This window comes from Sphingomonas aerolata, from assembly GCF_023935825.1.
Taxonomy (GTDB): domain Bacteria; phylum Pseudomonadota; class Alphaproteobacteria; order Sphingomonadales; family Sphingomonadaceae; genus Sphingomonas; species Sphingomonas aerolata.
Window position 1 is genome coordinate 21,884 of the sequence record NZ_CP098765.1, and the last position, 20,552, is coordinate 42,435.

14 protein-coding genes and 1 pseudogene are annotated in these 20,552 nt (G+C 54.8%); 4 read left to right on the top strand and 11 right to left on the bottom strand.

Annotated features, from left to right (window positions below; genetic code table 11):
- Nucleotides 1-1,005 precede the first annotated feature (1,005 nt).
- Nucleotides 1,006-1,763, top strand: a protein-coding gene (locus NEF64_RS18890) for an IS5 family transposase (protein WP_107963731.1) whose coding sequence is annotated in 2 segments (ribosomal slippage) — nt 1,006-1,339 and nt 1,339-1,763 — 759 coding nt in all. Because the reading frame shifts where the segments join, the coding sequence is not laid out codon by codon here.
- Between the two features lie 623 nt (nt 1,764-2,386).
- On the opposite strand, the gene NEF64_RS19415 is transcribed toward NEF64_RS18890, so the two are convergent.
- From NEF64_RS19415 to NEF64_RS18920, 7 genes and pseudogenes are all read right to left on the bottom strand, one after another.
- Nucleotides 2,387-2,686 carry a transposase gene (locus NEF64_RS19415; RefSeq protein WP_420833720.1) on the bottom strand — a complete coding sequence of 100 codons (300 nt, stop codon included), beginning with the start codon at nt 2,684-2,686 and terminating at the stop codon, nt 2,387-2,389.
- Between the two features lie 2,764 nt (nt 2,687-5,450).
- Nucleotides 5,451-6,125: a hypothetical protein gene (locus NEF64_RS18895; protein WP_252575198.1), complete on the bottom strand. Its 675-nt coding sequence runs from the start codon at nt 6,123-6,125 to the stop codon at nt 5,451-5,453.
- 1,023 nt (nt 6,126-7,148) lie between these two features.
- Nucleotides 7,149-7,505 carry a hypothetical protein gene (locus tag NEF64_RS18900; protein ID WP_252575199.1) on the bottom strand — a complete coding sequence of 119 codons (357 nt, stop codon included), beginning with the start codon at nt 7,503-7,505 and terminating at the stop codon, nt 7,149-7,151.
- Between the two features lie 231 nt (nt 7,506-7,736).
- Nucleotides 7,737-8,231, bottom strand: coding sequence for a Ros/MucR family transcriptional regulator (locus NEF64_RS18905; protein ID WP_252575201.1), 495 nt, complete (start codon nt 8,229-8,231; stop codon nt 7,737-7,739).
- 274 nt (nt 8,232-8,505) lie between these two features.
- Nucleotides 8,506-9,091 (bottom strand): annotated as a pseudogene (locus NEF64_RS18910) (recombinase family protein).
- A gap of 315 nt (nt 9,092-9,406) precedes the next feature.
- A complete protein-coding gene (locus tag NEF64_RS18915) occupies nt 9,407-10,153 on the bottom strand; it encodes a hypothetical protein (RefSeq protein ID WP_252575203.1) in 747 nt (248 codons plus the stop codon).
- A 954-nt stretch (nt 10,154-11,107) separates the two neighbouring features.
- Nucleotides 11,108-11,785, bottom strand: a complete 678-nt coding sequence (locus NEF64_RS18920) for a glycoside hydrolase family 11 protein (protein ID WP_252575205.1) — start codon at nt 11,783-11,785, stop codon at nt 11,108-11,110.
- Between the two features lie 548 nt (nt 11,786-12,333).
- Between NEF64_RS18920 and NEF64_RS18925 the strand changes: the two genes are divergently transcribed.
- Nucleotides 12,334-13,338: a nucleoid-associated protein gene (locus NEF64_RS18925; RefSeq protein WP_252575207.1), complete on the top strand. Its 1,005-nt coding sequence runs from the start codon at nt 12,334-12,336 to the stop codon at nt 13,336-13,338.
- Entirely contained in the window at nt 13,331-14,506 is a 1,176-nt protein-coding gene (locus tag NEF64_RS18930; RefSeq protein ID WP_252575209.1) for a hypothetical protein, read from the top strand. Before NEF64_RS18925 ends, NEF64_RS18930 begins: the two co-directional genes overlap by 8 nt.
- Before the next feature lie 406 nt (nt 14,507-14,912).
- Here NEF64_RS18930 and NEF64_RS18935 read toward each other — a convergent pair whose 3' ends face one another.
- From NEF64_RS18935 to NEF64_RS18950, 4 genes are all read right to left on the bottom strand, one after another.
- Nucleotides 14,913-16,085: a hypothetical protein gene (locus NEF64_RS18935; RefSeq protein ID WP_252575211.1), complete on the bottom strand. Its 1,173-nt coding sequence runs from the start codon at nt 16,083-16,085 to the stop codon at nt 14,913-14,915.
- Nucleotides 16,082-16,345, bottom strand: coding sequence for a hypothetical protein (locus NEF64_RS18940; RefSeq protein ID WP_252575213.1), 264 nt, complete (start codon nt 16,343-16,345; stop codon nt 16,082-16,084). Before NEF64_RS18940 ends, NEF64_RS18935 begins: the two co-directional genes overlap by 4 nt.
- A gap of 749 nt (nt 16,346-17,094) precedes the next feature.
- Entirely contained in the window at nt 17,095-17,796 is a 702-nt protein-coding gene (locus NEF64_RS18945) for a hypothetical protein (protein ID WP_252575215.1), read from the bottom strand.
- Nucleotides 17,797-18,517: 721 nt separating this feature from the next.
- Nucleotides 18,518-19,102, bottom strand: a complete 585-nt coding sequence (locus tag NEF64_RS18950) for a recombinase family protein (protein WP_252575217.1) — start codon at nt 19,100-19,102, stop codon at nt 18,518-18,520.
- Between the two features lie 317 nt (nt 19,103-19,419).
- On the opposite strand from NEF64_RS18950, the gene NEF64_RS18955 reads away from it, so the two are divergent.
- The gene (locus NEF64_RS18955; protein WP_107955906.1) at nt 19,420-20,280 is read left to right on the top strand and encodes a replication initiator protein A; all 861 of its coding nucleotides are present in this window, start codon (nt 19,420-19,422) and stop codon (nt 20,278-20,280) included.
- Nucleotides 20,281-20,552 lie beyond the last annotated feature (272 nt).

Below are 20,552 nucleotides of genomic sequence, written 5' to 3' on the forward strand. Positions count from 1 at the left end.
AACGCCCCGACCCGGCTGCCAAACCCCTGGACTGGATGCACGCTGGGCTCTCGATGGAACAACCGTTAGCGGGCAGTCTCAGATCGCGATCTTACTAAACGCGTACAATATGCATAAAAAAGTTACCATAAATGGAAATCACGGATGCACTGTATGGCCAGACACGGAGACGGTCGAGTTCTTTACGGTGCAGGATTGATTAATATCTAGACTCTATTCCATGGCTAATAGGGTATTGTTAGAGAGGTCGAATATCTGAAATGGTTGATATGGTGTACTATTTCTCACTAGCATTATTACTGGGCGAGACTGGACTGCGACCTAATTACCCGGCCCCGCCAGCCGACCTTATAAACCGCATGACAAAGGTTCCGACCTGCGTATCACTTCCCGCGACGTTACGGCCGTCAAGTTCGCGATCAAGTCCACCTGCTAATAGTGGGTCATCAGACGAGAGAGCTGTAATAGCTGGCGTAAACAGCATTGTAGAAAAGCTTCCTCAGACCAAATGTGAGATCCGCGTAAAATGATTAGGTACTTAATGAAGGTTAGCATGAGTGCTCTCGGTTTTGTCGGTTGGGCGATTTCGGCACCTGCGGACGCATTCCTCTGCAAAGCATATCCGGCGAGCTACTTAGCTACCGACGCTGGTGGAGGTGTATTTGTTGCAGTGCAGGACGCCGGCATTACATCGGTTTGCAATCTGTCGACAACGGTTGGTGGTGTCTCACCACAAGCATGTGCTGCCTGGTACAGCGCCTTTTTGACGTTCCGCGCAACAAACAAAACCGCCCTTCTCCATTATAGCGGGGCGGATGGCGCAACTGCGTGCACGAGTTACCATAACTGGGAAGCCCATATGCCATACTATGTACTGTTTGAGTAGAGGCTATAATCAAAACTACGAGTCTAAGGCTTACACTCAATAGTCCGTATTTTACTTAGGGTCAGGACCCATTGATATGAGAGGCGCGATCTGATTCAGGCTCCGTGAGGAGAGCGTGGATGAGCGACCTGTACTGGCTGACGGATGAGCAGATGGCGCGTCTGCAACCGTTCTTTCCCAAGAGCCATGGCAAGCCTCGGGTCGATGATCGGCGGGTGCTCAGCGGCATCGTTTTCGTCAATCGCAACGGGCTACGCTGGTGTGATGCGCCGAAGGACTATGGGCCGCACAAGACGCTCTACAATCGCTGGAAGCGGTGGGGCGAGAGGGGTGTCTTCTTGCGCATGATGGAGGGGCTCGCGGCAGCGGAAGCCGTACCGAAAACGGTCATGATCGACGCGACCTACCTGAAGGCACACCGCACGGCATCAAGTCTGCGAGTAAAAAAGGGGATCTCGGCCGCCTGATCGGCCGCACGAAAGGCGGCATGAACACCAAACTGCACGCCGTCAGCGATGCGGATGGGCGGCCCTTGAGCTTCTTCATGACCGCCGGGCAGGTCAGCGACTACACCGGCGCGGCAGCCTTGCTCGACGATCTGCCGAAAGCACAGTGGCTGCTTGGCGACCGTGGTTATGACGCCGATTGGTTCAGGGACGCCCTGGAAGCCAAGGGCATCCAGCCCTGCATCCCGGGCCGCAGATCGCGCAACGAGCCGGTCAGATACGACAAGCGCCGCTACCGGCGCCGCAGCCGCATCGAGATCATGTTCGGCCGTCTGAAGGATTGGCGCCGCGTCGCCACTCGTTACGACCGCTGCCCAACTGTCTTCTTCTCTGCCGTCGCGCTCGCGGCCACCGTCATCTTCTGGCTATGACCAATGAGTCCTGACCCTAGGTCAGGAATCTCGTCCTTATAGTCCGCATAACCAACAATAAGTATTTCGGGATCTCGTTGCACAAGGTATGTCCAAAAGCCCTAGATACGGACTTCCCTTTTGCGGCATTACTAAAAGCTGCCCACGAAGGTTGGCGAGCGTGTCTGTGCTCGATCAAAGGCTGTATTTTGGAGGCGGCGTTAGCGAACGGTTTGAATTGCCGGGATGACAAGTGAGCGCTGACCGGGCCATTGAGCGTGTAGGTGCTGGCGTTGGCCAGCCAGGCACATCTAAATGATTCGCACCCGAAACCGATCAATCCGTGGTGGGCACGACTGCTGCATGGTGTGACTGACGTATTCGGGGCGGCGCTGGCCGCGGTAGAACTGGCAGTCGATGTGACGATTATAAGCGCGCGCCGGGAGCACTGGCACTGGTCGAGGCATGGGTATTGTTGCTGCGCCTGATGCCACGAAAGCCAATCTTGCGGTAGCAGCCCTGCCGGGCCGTCGGCGAGCGGTCGTCAGCTTCGGCTCCTTCGTTTTAGTAAGAGACATTCATGCTGCATCCCGGCACGATCGACGTGCCGTCCACGGAGAAGTGCTAGGTCAACAGCAAGCGCTTCACCTGCAGACGCCAGGATCGCCGACAGGACGCGCGTGACGATCTCGCGGTCCAGCAAAGCTCGGAGCATTCCACACATGATCGTCGATGCCGAGCCCAACGAACCCGTGGAATAACAGGTCGACGTCCAGCCGCTCGATCATCGGACGCTCAGAGCGAATGCCATGGCACTGCTGCAACAGCAGCGTCCGCAACCGCTTCTCTGGCGCGGCTAAGGCCGCTCGATACGCGGATACACCGCCTCCGACTCCGGCCCGATGCCTGTCAGTGCCTCGTTGACCAGAACACCGATCACCCAAAACGGATTGGCCAACGGCACCCGCTGCTCTAAATCAACCTAAGAAAACTCCAAGGGCATTCGTCCAGTCCACGGATGTATCAGCCTCGTTCATCGCGTCACGATGAATCACCTAATGTGCGATAGCTGAGCCCATTTTTACTAACGCGCGAAGGAAGCCGAGGAGGCGGAAATCCCTCGGTTTTGCGCAGCGTAACATATCGTACCGTATGAGCTTATGCGAGAAGGAAGGGATTGCAACTGAGTGGTAATCTGTCCTACGCCAGCCCAAACTTAACTGGGGGCAGCTGGTGAATAAGACTCTATTTGCGATCGTGATGCTAACGCTGCCAGCAATGGCCCAAGCTCAGACCACTACTACATATCAATATGATGCGTTAGGCCGTCTCGTGGGATCGTCAAATAGTACCGACGGATCCAATATTCAGACAACAATCGAATACGATGCCGCCGGAAACCGGACGACTTACAAAGTGATTGGGGCTCCAAATGGAGGTACAGACTCAGGTGCCGGTGCGAGCGCCCCTGGGACAAGGCGCTTTGTGGTTGTCCCTCTAAATGGGTTTACGATTATTCCGTTGGGATAGTTTCATCTTATTGTCTTGACTTACTTTGCTCGAAACCGACTAGACATCCCGTTGGCTGGCAAGCAATTGGGATAGTCTAGCTAATTAAAATGCTCTCGCGTCCAACAATTCCGATATTGAAACTTTGCGTTGATGCAGGTCTGTAAATAGGGCGTTAATATCCTATTATTTATGCGGTATCACGGCCCCTTGTGTGAATGATGTCTTGTTTGGGTCTGGTGATAAATATTCTATCAACTCAAATAACTAGGATATCCAACGTAGGCGCGAAGCTAGGTATGAGCGTAAGCTATATTGCTGTAGTTATGTACCCTCACTAGCAGTCTAGCGGGATTGATTAATGATTACCTGAGCCGTAGTTCTTCTGGTACGTTCGGTTTGTCTCACGAGTCTATATTAGGGAACTACTCATGCGATTTTGCAACAAAGAGTCATTTGTCGGTATTGTGCTAGGCGGAGCGATGATCATAACGTCGCCGGCGTCGGCTGACGTTTATTGCGGCGGTGATACGCCGCCACTGAAGGTGCTAACCTATTCAGACGGGAGCGTCCTGGTCTATACGGCATGGCGCGTAGACTTTTTTCAGATCTGTAATCTTAACCAAAAATGGAAAGGCGTAGAGCCGGCGGTGTGTTTCGCGTGGATGTCTAAGCTCGCGGGTGCGATCAACGCAGGTAAGCGGGCTGGTTTCTGGTATGGCGGACTGACCGGCGCCGACGCCTGTCGGAACTTACCGACGTACAGCGGGGCACCTGTTCCAGTATATATCGATGTAGCGTCATAAGAATGACTGATTCATAACCCAGTCAGTTCTTCCCTTAAAATACAACTACCAACGATAAAATGTCTACCAGGATACCCGTAACAAGATTTAGTTAATGGGGTCAGCTTGACCTATTGTGCAATATCCCCCAGTCCAACTGTCTATATACATTGTAAAGGCTGTTTTACCCTGCCCCCAGTACATTAGGACTGTGCTGATCATAGCTGTGTCAATTTGGTCAATCCTCATCCAAAACGACCCTGATGGTTGGCACTGCGTAGGAACGCGATCATCATCCATTCTGATAAGCAACGCTCCGTGCACGGAGGTTATATCTTTTATGTTTCCTGATATGTAATTAGGCTGAACCGTGCTCGCAACAGCTGGCACGGCCGATACTAAGTCTATTAGGGCTGCGGCTATCAAAGATAAACTGCGCCAAACTTTTGTCATTTGAAATACCTAGTATCAGATTTTTGCGACTAAGCCCCTCGCACTATAACTGGAGTTATAGTCAAAGAACCATTTTTTGAATCCTATAGGGTAGAGTAGTTGTCATAGGATCTGTTCTGAGTGAAAATATTAAAAATAACCTATTTGGACTTATTGCTATATTAGTATGCGCTACTTAGCCAATATCCGCATTAAAACATCGTCAACTTTCTAGGCCTATCCGTCAATCACAAAGAACTCGACAGTCTCAGTGTCACCCCAAGCTGTACACGAGCCCGTTCCAAAGATATGAATCCTTTTATTGGCACCGTATGCACTTAAGAGTACTGAGAGTTGTAATTTTCCGGATTCAGTTGCCGCGTTTATTGCCCATCTTGAAGACGTAGACGCGTTTACGCAGTTTGGTACCGCGTCGCGGCCAGCGGCATGCGAAAACATGACTACGCCATTTGGCATAGCGTGTATCGCGCTAATGTAACCAGAGCCCGTATTAGAAGCAGTAACAGGGGTAAAGGCAAATGTGATAAGTGGCAGGGTCGCTATAGCCCTCTTTATCATCTTTATTCCTTTATAATAGTGACTCTGAATATAGACTACGCGTCGCCCTCAAGCGGCGTAATTGCTATCAACAGACCAAAAGGTGGAAACTACAAATAGAGATAGCATCTATAACTCAATCTTATAGTCAGGCTATGTTTCTTTGCCTATAACCGTAATAGTAATCTGACTAGAAATCAATAGCCCCGCAACGCTCTAACCGGTCACGTAGCTAGCACCGGACTATCAGTGTGTTTGGTTCATGGCAAAATACCTAGCTGAGCCGCGGAAGAGATATATTTCCAATTCGGGTATGAACTAAAGCAAACAACGCCATCGATATCAGTCGTGCCGATAGTAGCAGTACATTCAAGGCCCCACTATATTCTCCATTTAAGGGGTTCCATCGCTTTAACCGACGACACTACTTGACCTTCATACGTATCATGTAATCGTCTGCTCGATCCGGGTCGCAGTTCGCTCGGCACGAAGGCATTCTCTCTGCAAAAACGGTCAGCGCAGTCATCGACCGCAAGAGTGGCAGACTTGTCCGGATCGTATCCCCGGCCGTCAAGCAACCTTGAAGCTTATCACTTAGCGCCGTGGCGGCGGACCGCTCCTGACGGGAATAGAGCTGCGATCGGATGAAGGTCGCTGCCTCAACGCGCCGGGTACGCATAACGCAGTGTAGCAGCGTGTCGGTCGGCAGGAGCACGGATGATGCGGGAGCCTCTCCGCCTTGCCCCGTGGCTAAACGCGCCAGCATCGGCCTGTCGAGCAACGCCTCGGCAAACGCGCCGGCAAGCAGGGCGGCTGTGACCCGCAAACCACGAGCAGATGAGCATGCCCGGTCCGACGCGAAGACGGAGCGGAATCGCGCCATGTCTCCGGTGAGGACATAGGCTGTAACGGCAGCGCTGCTCGAAACCGCTTGGTTCTTGATGATGCAAACGGCCAGTTCGTGAAGACGACGCATGCCTTGCCGCTTGATCCGCGATCCGCATACGCGAATTTCGTCGCCCTCGCCCACCCCGCATACCACGTCGGGCAAGATCTTGACGGACGTTGGTGCGGCCAGTGCTGGCTGCCCGACGAACATGCCGATGGAGAAAAGGATTGAGGTAAATCAGCTATGGCGATGCGACGATACCATCGGGTCTTCTCATGCTGCGCTATTCCGACTTTTGAGGCCTCTTGCGCGGGGACGCAATGGCGAGAACTGATCACTTCTTGCTTATCTTATAACGTCCTCAGCTTGATCAAAAATATTGAGGCGTACATCGCAGACCCGCAGGTTTGGCCATTCTATGCGATGCATATCCTGTGAGTTCTGCATCAGAGCCGTGAAAAGTGGTGGTTTGCGGGCCAGCAGGTTTCGAGCAATATAGTGCGAATAGTCGCTCGACCGGAGTTCCTATGCCAGTCACTTTCACAGGGATCGTCTACGGGTCGCTTGCTTTGTCCGCGACGACAATGTCGAACCCAGCGTTTCCGGTTGTTAGAACGTTCGCGTCGGCACCTCGCACGTGCGCTGTCTTGCAAGCCGCGAACACTGCCGCAATAAAGCACAAAGCGCTGGCATATCCAGTCGATGTTCGCGGCGAATCTCGCCCGCTTTCGTTGGATGAAATTGTTCCAGATTACCGCGCCAAATTAGCAGCGTCGCCGCGCAAGTTTGACGAGCTTATAGCACGGCAGAATTTGTATAGTCCTAGTAAGTCTAAACCTACATGTACATGGCATGGGGTGTCAGGCCCGTTAAAAGACGGTGGGGGACACGCAACCTACGTCACATTTACCAGCCCTGTATTCTCAAAAAACGGACGCCTTTCTATTGTTCGGGTGTCTTTTTTTACAGAGGGGATGTTTGGATATGGTTTTAATTGCGTGATGCGATCGAAACGTGGTGTTTGGTCAGGATAATGTATCGAAAGTTGGATAGCTTGAACCAGTAAAGTGCGGATGCGCCTGAGCCTCTTCTGCCGGTTCGCATCTGCAACGGCGATGATGCAAAACTTTGGATTTTTGCATCACGAATGGCCGGGATGGAGAGGGAAGCGGACGGGCCGCTTTCAGGAACCGGCTGCTAAAGCGGTCTTTCGCAATCGTGGATTACGAACGATCAGATGAGCTCATGTAGCGATGTTGAGAAATCAGCCGCGCTGGAAGCGAGTAAGGTGTCAGACGCCGCGTTAATGTAGCGCAGTTCAAGATGTCCACAGCTTGGCCCGTTCTCGATCACTCTCGCGCCGTCAAGGACGCAAAAAAGACCGAATGCGGCAGCCCTCGCGGCATCGGCGACCGCGTACTCTACGTTCGCGCGTTGGTCGGCTGATAGCCCATTGAACCAGGCGGCACGCCCCTTCCTTTCCTCTGACAGGTTCCTGCCCGAGGGCTTTGCAATCTGCGAGATGGTGTCACTGGCAGCCGGTTCGACCACCAAATTGCGCACCAGTTCAACGAATACGGCTTGGTCCATAGAGCAGATTAATCCCGCTTTGTGCGCTGAATGTATGGCAGCAATCGGCGACGATAGCGTGAGCCGCTAATGTCGGGAACTGGGCGTTCCTTTCGTCGCAAAAGGGACCCCTTTCGCGACGGGACACAAGCCGCCTTCGGTCAGTTACTGTTGCAAAACTAGCGACATACGAGACGTCCGAAACTTAGCGAAGCCGAACGGAAACGGGGAGGGCTAGCCTCCCCGTTTCACTTATGCCTCCTCGGTGACCTTCGTTGCGCGAGGCTTGCGGGGAGACTTCGGAGAATCATTGGTAGCCTTTTCGGCTGCCTGACCAGGCTTACGCCCCAAACCGATCGACTTTGCCATGGTCCGCCGGGCTTCCGAGTATGAAGGTGCGACCATGGGATAATCAGCCTTTAGATTATAGCGCGCTCGGTATTCCTCAGGCGTAAGGCTATTGCTCGATAGATGGCGCCGTAACGTCTTGTATGGCTTGCCGTCGATCAAGGAAATGATGTGATCGGGCGACGCCAGTGACTTGCGCACTGTGACAGCAGGCTCATATGTCTGAGCGGGCTCTTCCGTATTTGCCGAAGTCGAAGCGCCCGAGAGTTGCACGACAGCGGCATGCATTGACCGCAAGAACGCGGGCACATCATCCGCATTCGTGCGGGTGTTAGGATTGGCCAACCACGCAGCAGTCAGTTCAGCGGCCAACTCGACCGCGTTGATCTCATCTTTCATTATAATCTCTGTATCTTTTGGGGAGGCATGCAATTAGGTTCAATCGCTGAGATGTTCAAGATAAACATATATTTAATGACGAAGCGATCCGTTTGCTGAAAGATTACGAAATTGCCGTTTGGTGGTCCATCTTGGGACGCATCGCATATAATGAGGCACGAGTTACCCGTCGTTTGGTGCCGTGATTGCAGCATATCACTTGGGATAAGCGACACAGCGGAGCCTATTCTCGATAGCCGTATGTCCTTCAGACAGATTGCTTGATGCGATCGGGTCAGGTCTTCGCGGGTGCGGTCCAGCCGATCCGTACCAGCGTGCCGATTAGCGTCGAGCGCGGTACCTTGAAGGTACGGCAGACAGACGCCTTGCTGGCCCCACCATCCAGCGCGGTCGTAATCCGTTCGAGGGTTTCGGTATCGATCATCGGCGGGCGGCCACCCTTGCGTCAGCGACGCTTCGCTGCAGCAAGCCCGGCCATTACGCGCTCGCGCGTCAGCGCGCGCTCATACTGTGCAAGTGCCCCAAAGAGAGAGAACAGCAATTCGCCGTGCGGCGTGGTCGTATCCATCTGCTCGGTTAGCGAGCGGAACGCGATACCGCGCATCTTCAGATCTGTAACGATCGCCAGTAGGTGCGGCAGCGACCGTCCAAGCCGGTCGAGCTTCCATACTATTAGCGTGTCGCCCGGGTTCAGATAATCGAGGCAGGTTTTCAGTCCCGGTCGATCGTCGCGTGCGCCGGATGCCTTGTCGGTATGGGAGATGACGATGATCGACGCCGGCTGCGACTAGCGCGTCCCGCTGAAGATCGACCGTTTGGCGGTCATCGGCCGACGAGACCCGCATATATCCAACCAGCATGTACGACAAACCCCCGGAAGCACGTTCTCGAACACCCTATCAAAGCGACAGGACTTGTCGAACGTTATGGCCGAAGGCGGCATGATTCAGCGAAGGCGAAAAGCGGGGATGTCGTAAATCATGTGTTTCTCGACAGGTTGGAGCGTCCTATTTCCCCCGTCGATCCGACACCATTTTGGGAAAAGGCAATTGGCGACAGGATTTGGGAAAGCGCACCCTTGTGGGCGTCACCAACATCACAGCGCACCGTCGTTCTCGATCGACCTTCCTTTTTGGGGACGGTGAAGAGGCAGGAAGCGGTCGTCTGCGATATCGTCAGCGGGCCAACACAGGCTGTTTTGACAAAAACTTCTCAGCCTCGTTTCGAGACGGGAAAATTCTGATCTCTGCGGATCGCAGCTGCGGATGGGGGCCACACTCCTTAGCTAGGTTAGCAAAAAGACTTGTGCCGATCGCAACAACTCTTTCCAGTTTTGTTACAGCATGCGGAGGTAGGCGAGCGCTAAACCGCTGATCGCCGTTAATTTTAACCTCTATATCGCACCATGAATTAGGCACCGTGACCATAGTGCATGTCATTGCAGCCGGCCGTCGGTTGACGACACCTTGGAAGTAGGTTTCTTCATCGGCATAAGAGCCACCTCTCTCTTTTGCGGCTTTCAGTAGGGCGCTGGCGGACGCAATGGGCTTCACCTTGCCCTGTGTGTTCATGGGCGTTTGCCATTCCCACATGCCGTTTCCTCTGTATCGAGCTGGAAAGTCAAAAGAGATGCGCCGACTTTCATCAACACCTTCCGGTGCGCGCTCGTGCGTTTTAGGATCCTCAAGATAGCTGAGAGGTACAGCCAACGGGTCATTGAAACCGCCCGGCACGACCTCAAACGGTTTCGACAATTTTATGTATCGGCCACATGCCGCAAACCTGTGGCGTGGATAGCCGTTCCAAGTGAAATTGGTTGGATCACCATTCGCCGGAACGACATAGCCGTTGGTTCTCTCTTTGTCAGGTCGCGCATCACCACAGCCGACGAGGAGAAGGAGCACGAGGATGAGAAAACGCATGGCTGCCGTCTATACCAACATTCAACGGATGCCGATCACCGCCAGCGGCACGCTTCTGCGATTCCTGCTATTGGATCGAATTTAGGGAATGACCGCGTTGGAGAGGAAAGTGGATGTTGTCTCAGTCACTGGCTTGTCCCATACTTCGCTGATGGAACGCTCTGCTTCTAAGGAAATTGGTCGCGGGCTTCTCGTTACATTTGCTGCCAGCTTATCTGGACCAATGCTCGGCGTCATCACGTTCGGTCTCAATCGCCCACACCCGGTCGTACCCGTCGTTATAGCAGTCTCGATTGCTGACACTCACTCAGCAGCTACAATGAGACAGGACTAGGGGACGGAGACTGTCACAATGATTGGCTTGTTGGCATTTGCGGCAGCTACCATAGCTTCCTGTCCGGTTGAGCAGGCACAGTATGTTTTGCGCCATAATCCAAGCGTCACTGCCCACTTTCGCCCAGTCGAGAGCGGTCCAGATTGGCCAAGCCATATTGCGATAGCAGTCCAGTATAAACCTTTAGGAAAAACCTTTTGGTGGCTGCCGTGGAACGGCGGATCGAACGGGCTCCAAAATGTTGCCTCTACCGAAGACGTTACCGCTAAAGGTTGGCGGCCGCCAAGCCCCGATGGGGGGCCTCGTCCATACGGAAATAGGCAATATGTCGGAACCGATATCGCCTATAATCTTATCAATCACGTTCCGAAGCGGGGAGAACCTGCTCCGGCTCATATGCTTTTCCGGGACGCGGCAGGTTCCAAAGACACCGCCTTTCTCGACAGGCAATTCTTTGATCTTGTTCGCTGCCGGAAGGTAGGAAGATGAAACAGGGTTATTTTCCAATTTTCCCCAAAAGCGGACAGTCTGTAATCCACCAGTTCCGGACATTCCCGAAAGTCGATCCTGTCCGGGAAAGCCTTAATGTCGCTGCCAGACGCCAATTCGAACTGTAGGCGTTAAGGTCGCTGGCGATTCTGCTCATCCCGTAGCCTTACTGCTGACGCGCCTTTGCTGCCGAAACCCTCCGTCGCCAATACCTGATAATCGAGTGAGCCAAGCGTCATCCCAGCCCGTCGCCAAGCATCGACATGATTTGCAAACGTAATGATGTTGTCGTGCCCGACTGGGCGTCGTTCGGTGCGAACGCTCCAATACTGATCAAAGGTGGCGGTGCCCGCGATCGAGGGCTGCTTGATCCGGCGCATGCGGTAAATGCGGTATGTGCCACCGTCGCTTTGCACAATGCCTAGAGGCATCGCGTTGGGGCCAGGGGGTGTGAAACCGCCCCAATTGTCCACTACGTAATACTCAACCAATGGGTTTTTCGACCAGCCATACATGGTCAGGTAGCCGTTCGACCCAGGGTCGAAGCGCCGGGCATGGTAGCCTACAACACGATCGGAAGAGCCACGGCGCCAGCCACGACCCGCAACTAGGTTACCTTGTGGTCCGAGCGTCCATTGTACCTGATAGCTGCCATCACGGGCGAGCGTCAGGCAACCTGCGCCACTGTCATGCCAGAAGGTGTGGAACAGCCCGTCGCGATCACCAGTCACGTTGCGACATATAGTCCTGTCGTCGCTCGCGGCAGCGAGGAGGAGCGCCATGCACGGCAACCATGTGATCGGCTTCATAGGTCGCTCCGTTTTTTGCAGTTGTAACAGACAGCTACCTCAACTCGCCGTGATGGCAATTGGCAATTACAGACGGTCCCACAGTCTCGGCAGACCATCCCTTTGGGACGGGATCGTGCTGCCTTGTGGTGTCATTCCGCCCCCAATTGTACCGACCTTTGAGGCGTATTTTTCAACAGCCTCGATCGGTTTTGACACTGTGGCGTCCTCATCGTTGGTGGACAACGCAATGGCCACTTTCGGCACCCGTTGGGCGGAAGCTGCCGTTTGTTCAGGCCTGGCCCGACGGCAGCGAGGCGCCCCATAACGGTTGCTCGAGCCTACCATCCATCCAGTTCCGCACAGTCCGGTAGGTCATCCTTAATCAGCGAGCGACCGGCGTGTGTCAGCGCTCGCCGTAGAGTACCCTCCCAGCCACGATGAGACAATAAACCCCCGTCGTCGCCTCATGGCCATGTGGAAGCCGTTGCGCTCAGCAACGCAAAGTTGCTACTGTGTTCCGTTAAACTGGTCTCTGCTAAGCGAGACATCGTGCGGAGGGAACGGGCTTGAACGAGATTGTCGCGTTAGCCGTTCACGACCTCGAGCGGAAGGATGGCATCTACCAGATCAAGGCGGCGACGAAGACATTACCGGTCACTGACACCACGCAGCGTGTGGTCGACGAACTAAACGACCTTTACAACCGGCGGGCGTCGAAGAGCTACGGCAAGTTCACGGCCAGCGAGGGCTATCCCACGCAGGAGCAGATCCGAGACTACATTGGCGATCCGGAGAAGGATTTTCTTCGGCTGACGACGCGGATGATGGAGACGCTCCGTCAGCAGGCGCAGGCACGCACGGCGTCGACCGGCGGCCACGTTCTTTTCGAGCACTTCCGGCGCGACCAGAAGGACTTCCTCCTCGTCGCAATCGTATCAGACAAGCTGAGCGCGATCCTGAAGGCGCAGGACGAGATGGAGGACGTGAAGCATCTCGACCTCGAGGGCTTCCGGTTCGCCGGCCGCATCAACCTGACCGCTTGGGCCGCGGGTGCCGAGCGTTACATCAGCTTCCTCAAGGGGAAAGGCGACGTATCCGAATACTTTCGCCTGTTCCTCGGCTGCGACTCCGTCGTAGAGGCACGGGTGGACACGTCCAACCTGGTTACGGCGCTCAAGGATTTCGTCACCGCCGAGAAGATGTCGGAGAAGGACGGCAACGAGTTCCTCGCTCGCGCCAAGGCCATCTGCGAGCGGTCGTCGAACAAGCGCGAGGAGCTCGAATTCGAGACGCTGGCGAACGAACTGCTGCCGAACAATCCGAAGCGCCTTACCGACCATCTTGGGGACACCGACCGCGCACTGAGCGACCGGTTCGTGCCGGACAAGCGCTCGCTGGCCTCGCTCGTGCGCTTCAAGGGCGGGACCAAGCAGTGGAAGGTGGAGTTCGACCGCGACGCGGTGAGCAGCCGCGCGGTGATCTACGATCCGGAGGCAAACACCATCACCCTGACGGGACTGCCTGACGACCTCATCTCGCAGTTGCAGGCCGAAGGCCTGGGTCATGGCTGAGATCGGCTTCGCCGACCTCATCGTGATCTACCGCAATACCGTCTTCGACGGCGCCGGTGGTGGCGTCCTGCACGTGGCGAGCAACGCCGTGGCGGAAACGATCCGAACGATCGAAGCCGATGATGCGCTCTACGATCTCACACAGATCGCGCTCGTCGCCCCGGGAGCGGTCACGGTCGGGGATCACGTCGCGATCACAATCAGGGCGCCCAATCACAGACTTGGATTGCTCGTTCGCGATCTCGATGCTCTCTTCAACGCACCCGATGCGTCGTGGAACGAGCCTCCGGCCTACTATGTAATCGACGAGCGTTTTGCCCGAGGCGACGCCGCCGTTCCGGTCGCGCTTGCCAGATACAGATCGCTGTTGACCGTTACCGCAGTGCTTCGGGAAGCCGCCAATTACGTCAGCGACCTGCAGCGTGAATTGGTCTTCATCAACGACGAGAAGACGGTCGTGCCGGTCATCTTCTCGTCTGCCGATTTGTCGGAGGGCTTGGTCGAAAATGCCGCCAAACTGAGCCGCATCTTCGGCGAACCGCTACACGGCGACGAGAAGACAGAGCTGGTGTCGGCCGCCGTAATCCAGTCGGTTCGCAGCCTGCGGCGTGCGGAACGGTTCCGCCATTTGATCAGCCACCTCGACCAGCTCTGTGACGAGGTGGAGAAAGGCTACAGGCTCTTCGTCTCCAGCTTCTCGTATTCCAAGATACGCAAGGAGATCGAGACGGCACGCCTCGAGTACGTCGGCAAGATCCATAAGACTCTCGTCGATATACAGGGTCAGCTGCTCGGCATCCCCGTGGCCACCATCGTCGTCGCATCCCAGCTTAAGACCCCGGAGAGATGCGGCCTCGCCTTCTGGGCGAACGCGGGCGTGGTGCTGGGAGCCTGGATCTTTGTTGGACTGCTATGGCTGGCGATCCGCAACCAGCAGCACACGCTCACTGCCATCGAGAAGGAGATAAACGGTCAGAATTCGCGACTGGAGTGCGACTATGCAGCCGTCCGAGACGACTTCGTCGGCGTTTTCGATGATCTGGGCGGGCGGATCACCTGGCACAGACGGGTGCTTTGGTTCGTCCTGATCCTGGCGCTGAGCGGAGCGGCCGGAGCCACTTACGCATGGCTAAGGTTGACCCCGTCCGCCTACACGGCGTGCCTGTGAGGCCGGGCCTCAGGCGGTGACCGCCTCGATCGCGGCGGCGAACTCCGTAGCCGTCCGAAAGACTTTCCCGTCGTCGGTGAGCAGCCGCTCGTGCGTCGATGCGGTAGCTTGCGACCAACTCAGGACATCCGGCGATTCTCAATTGAACGTCGGCTTCCGTCAAGAGCTGCCATTCGAAGTTGCGAGGTCGGCCAGTCAAATATGTGCCCTCATCTCAGCCGTTCCAAGCCATTTCGCCGCCTCTTGAAAGCAGACGATTAGAGTGCTGCAGCGATCGGTAGCGGATAGCGAACCCGCGGGGCGGCTCCGCGGATTCAAACAGACATTCCGCAGTATCGAGGACGTTCTCTGGAAGGAGGCCGCTGCACGACCGAGGTCGACCTCAAACCCCTCACACCTTACACCGTTATTCCTCGCATATAAAAACCAGTTCGGTCCGGTCCTCAGCCACTATGGTAAGCAACTGCCTATACCACTTCGATGACGGGTAGCCTCGAGTCGAATAAACAGGTTCATCAAATATACGGTGCCACTTCCATTTATCTAACACGCAAATCTCATCGTCACACTCAGTCACTATCTTGCCACAGGTGGTAGTGGTGGACAATATTCTGCTGGCCGGCGAAGGTAGTTCTATTACCCGCGCATCTGTGTGAAGGAACTCTGCGTCCTTAGCGTACGCAAACAACCGCAGACTGTCATCGGACATGATGACCAGCGCCTGCTTTGTTGTTAAGTACATTCTCTCAGCCCTAACGTCGTCCGATTTGCCATGGGTGATTCGATCGGCTCTTGCCATGGCCTCCATGTCTTCATCATCAACCGAAGCTACTTCTCGGCGTTCACTCTGATCATCGTTTGATATCGGGCCATCAACATTCCGCATCCTTGTGCCACTTAAGTGCAGCCGTGCTGCGGACCCAACGTGCCCGATACCAGCAGCATTGACCTCAGCATAAAAGGATGTCTGGACGATCTTCGTGGGATGTACCTCCCAGCGAGTATCGCTAGAAAGTGCTCCTAGACCATAAAAGCCGCCCTCTGCCCCACAAGCTATATTAATAATCCCAAATCTACATTGGAGATGAATAGGGGTTCCCTCATCGAATACCCGCCTAGCATTAAGCTGCTTGCCCTTGCTTCCTCTTGCAGCTTCAATTGACAAATCACGCCGGCCCGGTGCTCGAAATTGAACGAGGGCGCCAGGCACGCCAACGAAGGCGCGGCCATTATAGAAGCGAACGTCGAGCGGCTCCTCCAACTGATGGTGAGCAATATGGTGATAAGAAAATCGGTCAACATCTCCGCTAGACATGACGATTGGTTCAGAAGAACCTAGTAATCGCTGTACATCCGGCGTCTGGTCGCTTGCTCGAGTGAAATTGCCGCTGGTTACAAGGCGATCATTTCTAGCAAAAAGCTTGTGCGCAGCACCGCCATCGCCATTCAATCTTGCTTCAATGTATTCAGCAAGATCTAATGCTTTAATCGCTCCCTCCGAATCGATTAGCCACAAAAAATCGAAGTAGAGATGGGCTTCTACAAAGTTACCCGGAATAACAAGGCGTTTGAGGATCATATTTTCCTCCCCTTGATTCGCTTAGCAGAGATTCCGTCAATTAGTTTGTTTTTCTTCCAAATGTCTACCAAGGCATCAGGAATTCTATAATCGGGATCTTGGAGCAGTGATACCGGATAGCCATGAGCCGGGTCCGAGCCGTTGGATCGAACGGGGAAAAATGCCAGCCGTTCGCCCTTCTTTCCAATTACTGTTTTCCCGTTCGCGCCAACCCACCACCAATTCATTGCTGCATCGAGCCAAGCATGTGTTTCGCTCACTTCGAAGCAATCGCTTTCCTCAGGCTCCGTGCAGCTCCACCGGTTCTTGTGGGGTCGATTCCGCGCACGGTGTGCCGGCGAAGAAAGGTAGAGGATGCCAGAGGCAGTGGGCCCGTAGAGCCGCCCGCCCCCGGGATTGTGGCCGTAGAAGTTCAATTCAACCTCGTCGCAAGCGTATGCCACGGCTTGTCTAAAAGTCGAACGACTTGCAACCGCATAACGGTATTGGGGAAGGGGCGACGAACACTCGAGCCCGGCACTTCTCGATTAAAATCGACTGCTAGAAGGCGCTTTGGCAGCTTTCGAGATCGCGAATCCAAAATGGTAACCCGCTTCCCCCCCCCCCCCCCCCCCCCCCCCCCCCCCCCCCCCCCAATGAGGGTCAAAGCGCTCGCGGCCACTATGCGAGCTGGGGTCTCAACAGCGGACAGACTGCTGACGGCCTAGGTTCTTCCGCTCTGCGATGCCGGTCGTGCAAGCGCTGAACGTCGGCTTCTGACAAGAACTGTTGTCCGATATGCTGCACGCGAACGGTGGCTTCGTCCCACTTCTCGCCATTACCGCCGTCGCCGGTCGAGGTGTCGGGCGAACCTGAATGGACGTCCGAAGTTGGGTAGTGCAAAACGACCGTCGAATGTCATGTTGTGGGTCCTTTGTGTCAGAAATATTCGGTTGTGACACTGCTAGACGTAGGATAGCAGGCCACTCATGGCAGCGCCTGTTATAGATTGGCGCCAGTCATAAGTTGTTCAGTTTACAGATATTTCATAGGAGGCTAATTCATTCTTAGCCTTTGACTTATCGCTGTTACGCGGACCACCGCCTATAGCGTTACAAACTAGAGGCCGCGTGTAAGAACGATAGAACTGATCCACTAGATCATCGGTGTCAGAATCTCTCGCTGTAATAGCTGCTTTTGATTTGCTACAAGTCCACCCACGTGCAATATGGCGCAAGGCACTAACTTGAATAAGCATGTTCCTTGTTGCTGAAGACGAAGTACTACTGGGAATTGCCACAAGTTTGGGCGTGAATTTGACGGTAGCATCTGTGGCCTTGCCTGCTGCTTGAACCTTATCGATAGCGCTTATTAGAGCCGCATACGAATTTGCGTCGAAGCGACCAACTAGGCCTGCGGGTGGAGCAGCGTTGTCAATGGCAGAGCCTGAAATACCAAACGTACCCAGCTTATACTCGACCTCAGTTAAGCCAAGTTGAGTAGATGCGGCCAGAGAAGGAAGGTTGAGCTTGGTTTCAGCGGTAAGCTTAGAAGCTTTTAGACTAAGAGAAACACCTGCTCCGCATCTGGCGATTAACTTTCCGTCATCATTCGTTAAGTCCTTGTACCAAATGTAATGGTAAAGAATTACCTTATCAGACGCAGCAAGATCAGCCGATGCATAAAGGTTTAGAGAGACCGCAGCGTTTCTGTCTAATGTATAAGCAAACACCTGCCACCCATCTGTAAGGCCAGTTTTATCGCTAGGGCACGACAGCGAACTGTTTCCGGTAACAGGTGCTGGAGCAACGTTAACCTCGGACTTGATCTCGGAGGCTATAACTGGCTTTAGTTCCGAAGTGACTGGGGGGACAACGGCAGAAGATTGGTCTACCTGCGCGGCTAACGGGCTTGACCCAGCTAGAAGCACTCCCACGGCATACAACGTGCACCTCATCTCGCCCCCCCCAACCCCTTACAATGCAGTAAGGCTACTCCAATAATATCCTGATGCAATAACCTTGTACTAAGCATATCAGGAAACAAACTAAACTGTGCTCATCCGCCTGGATGGCTTGCGTTCATCGCGCTCTGAGGCGGGATGCATCATACGGATCCGTTAAGCCTCAAGGGCTGGCGCATCCTTTTTAGAAGTCGAAGCCACTGTCTGGTGGTCTCTGGTGTCAGAACCGGTCGAGGCTGTTGAAAAAGTCGCTCTAGCTTGGAAGGGGGCATTGGTTCGAGCAATATTCTTTTCGTATTCTGCTGACCGTCGCAACTCCTTGTGCAAAAGCTGCTACCTGCAAGTAATCATATTACGCGCGAGGTAGACGCACTGCCTGCTTGCCGAGTTTTTCAACAGTCTCGGTCGGTTTCGCCGCAGCAGGCAAGCTCACGCTTCTACGCGGGCTGCAAGCGTCACAATCCAGTGTCAGAAGTTTTGGTACAAGATGTCAGTTGTTCATCCCTTCCGCGCTGATCGCTTCTTGAGTGGAAGCTGGTAGGTGGCGGTAGAGCGTCGCGACCGATACTCCGATTGTCGGCGCAATTTCACGAGCAGTCATTCCAGAGGCTAGGAGTTTTCGCGCGGCCTCGAGGCGCTTGGGTGTCATTACTGTCTTGCGGCCACCCACCCTGCCCTCACGCCGTGCGACGATCAACGCAGCTGTGGTGCGTTCGCGTACTAAGTCACGCTCCATCTCAGCCATCGCTGCCATGATATGAAAAACGAGTTTGCCCGCCGTGCCCGCGGTGTCGATTCCATCCGTGATCGATCTGAGCCCGATTCCCCGCGCCGCGAGATCGGCCGAGAGGTCGATTAGCCCCTTCATCGTTCGGCCGAGCCGGTCGAGCTTCCACACGACGAGTATGTCGCCAGTGCGTGCATGCGAGAGCGCGTCGGCCAACCCGGCACGATCGGCTTTTGCACCGCTCGCCTTATCGGAGAAGGTTCGCTCGCATCCGGCGCTGTGCAGCGCTGCGAGCTGCGGAGTTAAATCCTGTTCTGGGGTCGACACCCGCGCATAGCCGATCAGCATATAGCGTTCTCAAAACTCATAACCGATGCCTATCATGATACGGCTCAATCGCGAAAGTGTTTTGAGACGCCCGCATCGACTGCTACAGGTTCGCACATGATGGCGCATCAAAAACGATCATTTGTGAGACGAGGCGACGCCGGTGATACCGCGCAAAGGTTGGTCCGCGAAAACACGAAGATTGACGGCGATCGGGTCGGCAGCGGCCCCTTTCACGAGGGAAACGATGCTGCCATTCGTGTTTTCGCGGACCCGGGCGATCGAGCGTTCGTGCTTTCGCGGACCCCGTCTTTTTCGGTGCCCCTACAGGTTGCGGTATGACGGAGGGAGCATCTTCACAAGGCAACCTGTTCGTCCTTGATAGTCCGCTGCTGACCGAGGTCCGCGGCGAGCAGTCTTTGATGGCTTACCCGTTCTTCGCGCTGACCAAGACGGCTTGGAAGCGGTCGCTGATCTACAAGACCGACACGGTATCGATCGAGATCGGTCCTGGTCCGCGCGGCGTTGCCACGATCTACGACAAGGAAGTCTTACTCTATATCGCCAGCTTGCTCGTTGCAAAGCTCGACGCCGGTGAGGCAGTGGCCCAGGACTTCTACTTTACAGCCCACGATCTTTTTCGCGTCACTGGGGTAAGTGGATCGGCGCGATCCTATACGCGGTTGTCCGATGCTCTGGAGCGGCTGCAGGGCACGCAGATCAAGACAAATATCGAGGCTGGTGGAGAGGGGCAGTCGGGCTTCTTCTCCTGGCTGTCGGAGGCGCAGCTTCATTATACGAAGACCAAAAGTGGCGATAAGCGGTTGAAGGGCGTGAAGGTACGGCTGTGCGATTGGTTATACCGCGCGATCCTGCGCGATCGTCGTGTGCTGGACTACTCACCGCTTTATTTCCAGCTCGGCCCGGTCGAGCGTCGACTCTACGAAGTCGCTCGATCGACCTGCAAAGACGGATCGGTCCAAGTCGGCCTCGACGACTTGCGGCTGCAGCTCGGCTACCAAAATTCGCTGAAGCACTTCCGGCATGTGATGAAGGGAATATCGGATGCGGACACCGTGCCCGATTATCACATCGTCATGGATGACGGAGCATCGGTTGAGACAGCAGCGGGTAAACGCCGAACAACAGCTTCGACGACTGTGACTATCACACCGAAGGCGAGCCTACTTTCCGCGTAACGAATGGCGTTCAACTGATTCGATCTCGAGACGGCAACGGTCCGAGAAAACACGAAGCAGCGTCCGCGAAAGCACGAACTTCGGTCCGCGAAAGCACGAAAAGGACTAGCCTAGGTCCGCGAAAGCACGAACCTTTGTTGGCATAAGTCCGCGAAAGCACGAACTGTTTCTATTTCGTTCAAGCGCAGCTTGCGCCAAAATCCCGTTGCGCTGTCGGCATTATTCGACGGGCATCAAAGGGATCGGCTGTGACCACATAAACGAATGCCCGG